We start from the raw sequence: 4649 nt of genomic DNA, 5'->3' as shown, positions 1-4649 counted from the left end.
GGTCAACACCACCGCACGCACCCGACGATCCATACCGATGTCCGCAAACACCGTCGACAACTCACGATGAAAATCGGCATCGATCGCGTTCAGCTTGTCGGCACGCAAGAACGTCACCGTCAACACACCGCTACTCGACAGATCGAACTCCATCGTCTGATACCGCTCGTACACAGCCACAACTCCTTCACCACAACGTGACACCGATAATACTGACACATACTGTCCAGAATGGACATCGAACGAGACCGAGGGAAGCCGGCGGCGGAGTCTCCTGACTAGTCGGTGCGCCAACGACCCGTGAAAGTCGGCGCGGTTCTGGCCTTGAACGCACGCAATCCGATCCCGATGTCCTCATTTGCGAAGTTCACGGCTTGCGCCATCGCCTCGAGTTCCAGACTGGCCGCGAAATCGGTGGTAGCCGCACGGTGTAACAGTGACTTGGTTAGGGACAGTGCCACCGGCGGGCCGGCGGCGAGACGACCGGCAAGCGACTCGACGACGGAATCGAGTTCTTCGGGCTCGGCGACCCTGGTGAGGAGCCCCAACTCGTCCACCTCGGCCGCCGTGTGAAGGTCGCCGGTCATCATCAGCAATTTCGCCTTCTGCATTCCGATGAGGCGGGGCAGCAGCCACGATCCGCCCACATCGACGGACAACCCCCGTTTCGGGAAAACCTGCGCAAACGTGGCGTCGCTGGAACTGACGACGAAGTCGCAGCACAACGCGAGGTTCCAACCGCCTCCAATCGCCGGGCCCGGCACCTTGGCGATCGTCGGCTTCGGGAATTCATGAAGTGTCACCGCTGCCTCGGAAATGATTCGCATCCGATCCAGAGGGTGTTTCGGCCCCTCGGCACCAAGCTGCCCCCCCGAGGAGAACACCCCGTTGGCGCCGGTGAGGACTACCACCCGAACGTCGGTGTCGAAGGCCGCGTCGTCGAGCGCGGCAGCCAGACGCTTCCATTGCAGGAAATCTAGCGCGTTCTTCACTTCTGGCCTGTTCATGGTCAAGGTGAGGACCCCGTCGACCTGCTTGGCCTCCAACGGTTCCGGAGCATCTGCCATGACATTTCCTTTCGATCAACGGACCCCGCGTAAAGCGATACGTGCCGTTTGCGCGGTGTCAGCACGGCCTAATTTTGGACGGATATACTCAGTAAACTACACCGCAGCCGTCACGGGGCGGCACAAGCTCGCGTTCGTCCCTCCGGCGGCGCTGCGAAAACACGGTAAGGTTCCGGTCATGACCTCTTCCTCTCGCACGGTCGGACGACCGCGAGAACCCGATCTCGACGAGCGAGTACTCGACGCCGCCAGGACCGTGTACAGCGATCGCGGATGGAGCGGCTTCACCGTCGACGAGGTCGCACGGCGGGCAGGAGTAGGCAAGGGCTCGCTCTATCTGCGCTGGCCCAACAAGGCAGCACTGCTGGTCGACGCCGTTCGGTCGGCCGCGCCCTCAGTCGGGAACATCAATCTCGGCAATCTCGAGCTCGACCTCCGAGAGTTCGCCAGACAGTGGATGGCATTCGTCCAGAGCATCGAGGGATCCATGACTACCCGTCTGCTGATGGACAGGCAGTCGAACAAAGAGCTGGCCGAGGTCATCGGCGCGAACGACTATCCGGATTACATCCGCTCGACCCGAGCCCTCGTCAGGCGTGCGATCGAGAGGGGTGATATCGACTCAGGGACCAAACCCACCCTGATCGCCGATCTCGTCGCAGGGGCAATCACCACTCACGTTCGCAGCACTCCTCCGGAACTGTCCGAAATCGCCAACACGGAGGCCTACTTGACGCAACTCGTGAACACAGTGTTGCGCGGTGTGGGTTATCGACATTCGACCCAACAGGACTCACCGGCGTTGTGACCTGAAGCGTCCACTCTGGATCGACAGACGCGGCCTCCCCGTCGGCGTCGGCTCCAATGTAGCGGCGGCCCGTAGTTCGGTTCGGATACTTGCGCATGACAGCCGCAACCTCAATACTGACCTATAACGTCCAGATTTCTTCCGATGCGGTCCGTCAGTGACCTGACTTGTCGGGTGGGACCTCGCTGAACGAGCACGGAGGTAGGAACATGCACTTGTCCCTGGTGGAAAAGGTAGCTCTGGTGACCGGAGCCGGTCAGGGCATCGGAGCGGCGATCGCCACTCAGCTGGCACACTCGGGCGCCAGTGTCGCCGTCTGCGACCTGCACGCCGACCGCGCAGACGCCGTGGTCGACAATCTCGCCGAGCAAGGTCTCCGCGCCAGAAGTTTCATCTGCGACGTCACGTCGCCGGATGCAGTCGCGGAGCTCACACGATCCATCACTTCCTCGGTGGGCCCAATCGACATCCTGGTGAACAACGTGGGATGGGCCGGCGACGATCCGTTCGTCTCCCTTGACGATACGCAGATTCGCAATCTCGTTGATGTCAATCTCATGTCCACGATGTTCGTTTCGCGTGAGGTCGGTGCGGGCATGATCGACCGCCGTGCCGGCCGGATCATCAACATCGCAAGCGATGCCGGGCGTGTCGGAAGCGGCGGACAGGCCGTCTACGCCGCCACCAAGGGTGGAGTCGTGGCCTTCACCAAATCGCTGGCCCGCGAATGGGCCAAGTACGGGATCACGTCGAACTGTGTGGCACCCGGAATCACCGCAACCCCGCTGTGGGGGGAAACGTCCGAGCGCATCAAATCGCTGCTGTTGGCTGCCGTCCCCCTCAAGCGTGTAGGCCCACCGGAGGAGATCGCCAACGCTGTCACGTTCCTCGCTTCCGACAAGGCCGCGTACATCACCGGTCAGGTGCTCAGCGTCAGCGGTGGCCTGACCATGGTCGACTGAGCGTCCGATCCTCGTCCGATCCTGATGTCTCGGGGCGGGGCGAACCACCGACTTCCTGGTCGACCTGGTCAGCTCGGTTCCGAGCCCACGGTGGACGACGTCGTGGAGATGAACCGCCCGCCCACTGCTGATCCATGTCGTATTCCCCAACAGAAGACAAGAGAACACAACAGTGAAATCATGGCGATTCCACGGAACCAGCAAACCCCTGACACTCGACGAGGTCGAAAAGCCGCACGCGGGCCCTGGCGAAGTGGTCGTCGACGTGAAGGCCGCCGGATTGTGCGCATCCGACATGGGCGCGCTCCACGAGCCGGAGTGGATGGCCTCGTTCGTCCGACTCCCGATGACTCTCGGTCACGAGAATGCCGGCGTCATCAGCGAAGTCGGGCCGGGGATGGACCATTGGAAAGTCGGCGACCGTGTCGGGCTGTCGCCGACGATGCCGGACGGCGATGCCATCGGATATGGCGCCTGGGACGGCGGTTACGGGCCCGCGGTCCGCGCCACCGAGGCGAACCTCGTGCGGCTTCCGGAAGAGCTTTCCTTCAAGATGGGAGCGATGGCGACGGATGCCGGTTTGACGGCATACCACGCCATGGTCACAGAAGGGGGAGCCAAGGCGGGTATGCGGATCGGAGTCATCGGCCTGGGAGGTCTCGGCTATTTCGGCGTACGCATCGCCGTGCTGATGGGAGCCGAGGTGTATGCCCGACATCAACGCGGAGACAAGAGCCCTAGCCGACCAAATCGGACTGGCGGGCGTAGCCGAGTCCATTACAGAGTACGCAGACAAGGACCTGCCGCTCATCGTGGATTACGCGGGGTTTGGAACCACCACGGCCCGGGCCGCGCGGACGTTGGCCCCGTCCGGGACAGTCGTGCAGGTCGGACTGGGTCGGCCGGAGGCTACGGTGAACACCCAGGCGCTCATCTTCAAGCGACTACGAATCATCGGTTCCCTGTCCGGCACGAGGCGAGACCTCGCTGAGCTCTACGAACTGATGCGCGGCGGTGAACTGGACCCGCCGATCCAGCTAATCGCACCGGATCGCATTCCCGAGGGCCTCGAACGCCTTCGGCAGGGCGGAGTAGTCGGCCGCCTCATCGCTCGATACGAAGAGTGACGGCGCAGTAAGGTACACGGTCCAGGGAAAACTGGGCGCTAAGAACAACACGGCCTCGATTGTCAGTGGTTTTACATCGATGTGGCACAACAATGTACGACCACCGTAACTCGACAGATCTACACGATCGTCCAACCACCGTCGACGACGAGCGTTTGGCCCGTCATGTAGGACGATGCGTTGCTGGCGAGAAACATCAACGCGCCGTTCAGCTCATCTTCCCGTCCGCCGCGCTTCATCGGCATACGGCGGAACACCCGTTCGCCGGCGGCGCTGCTGCTGAACAGTTCCTCTGTGAGTTCGCTGGGGAAGAACCCCGGCGCGATGGCGTTGACGCGAATCCCTCGTTCTGCCCACTGAGCCGCGAGTTCGCGAGTCAACATCGTTACTGCGCCTTTACTGGCGCAGTAACCGGCTTGGGGAATCGACCAGCTTGCCACCAAGCCATTGATGGAGGCGATGTTGATGATGGTTCCCTGGCCTTGTTCCAGCATCCGGCGACCGGCAAGATGACACAGGCGATAGAGCGCGACCAGATTCACATCGAGCACTTTGCCGAAGGTTTCGGCATCTTCATCCTCCGCTGGCTGAATCGAGGTGATGCCGGCATTGTTGACAACGATGTCGATCGTGCCGCGCCATTCCACGGTACGGGCGACAACATTGCGCGGCGACAACATTGCGC

Annotated in this window: 5 protein-coding genes and 1 pseudogene; 4 read left to right on the top strand and 2 right to left on the bottom strand. The window is 61.9% G+C overall.

Annotation, left to right across the window (positions count from 1 at the left end; all coding sequences use genetic code 11):
• Positions 1–278 precede the first annotated feature (278 nt).
• Positions 279–1046, bottom strand: coding sequence for an enoyl-CoA hydratase/isomerase family protein (locus tag AC1DWT_RS49650; protein ID WP_477926112.1), 768 nt, complete (start codon positions 1044–1046; stop codon positions 279–281).
• Between the two features lie 19 nt (positions 1047–1065).
• Between AC1DWT_RS49650 and AC1DWT_RS49645 the strand changes: the two genes are divergently transcribed.
• From AC1DWT_RS49645 to AC1DWT_RS49630, 4 genes and pseudogenes are all read left to right on the top strand, one after another.
• Complete coding sequence (locus AC1DWT_RS49645; protein ID WP_477926111.1) at positions 1066–1875, top strand: TetR/AcrR family transcriptional regulator; 810 nt, start codon at positions 1066–1068, stop codon at positions 1873–1875.
• 209 nt (positions 1876–2084) lie between these two features.
• A complete protein-coding gene (locus AC1DWT_RS49640) occupies positions 2085–2837 on the top strand; it encodes an SDR family NAD(P)-dependent oxidoreductase (RefSeq protein WP_477926110.1) in 753 nt (250 codons plus the stop codon).
• Positions 2838–3009: 172 nt separating this feature from the next.
• Positions 3010–3363 (top strand): annotated as a pseudogene (locus AC1DWT_RS49635) (alcohol dehydrogenase catalytic domain-containing protein); the annotation flags it as partial.
• 181 nt (positions 3364–3544) lie between these two features.
• Positions 3545–3964 (top strand): zinc-binding dehydrogenase, encoded by a 420-nt coding sequence (locus tag AC1DWT_RS49630; protein ID WP_477926109.1) that lies wholly within the window; start codon positions 3545–3547, stop codon positions 3962–3964.
• A gap of 119 nt (positions 3965–4083) precedes the next feature.
• On the opposite strand, the gene AC1DWT_RS49625 is transcribed toward AC1DWT_RS49630, so the two are convergent.
• The coding region (locus AC1DWT_RS49625; protein WP_477926108.1) for an SDR family NAD(P)-dependent oxidoreductase at positions 4084–4649 on the bottom strand (566 nt) is incomplete at its 5' end.

This window comes from Rhodococcus sp. P4_B6, from assembly GCF_056402215.1.
Note: the sequence above shows the minus strand (reverse complement) of the source record. Positions and strands in the feature narration are given on the sequence as shown.

Coding starts and splice junctions, on each gene's coding strand:
- AC1DWT_RS49645 (WP_477926111.1), top strand. CDS start 1,066: ATGACATTTCCTTTCGATCAACGGACCCCGCGTAAAGCGATACGTGCC.
- AC1DWT_RS49640 (WP_477926110.1), top strand. CDS start 2,085: ATGCACTTGTCCCTGGTGGAAAAGGTAGCTCTGGTGACCGGAGCCGGT.
- AC1DWT_RS49630 (WP_477926109.1), top strand. CDS start 3,545: ATGCCCGACATCAACGCGGAGACAAGAGCCCTAGCCGACCAAATCGGA.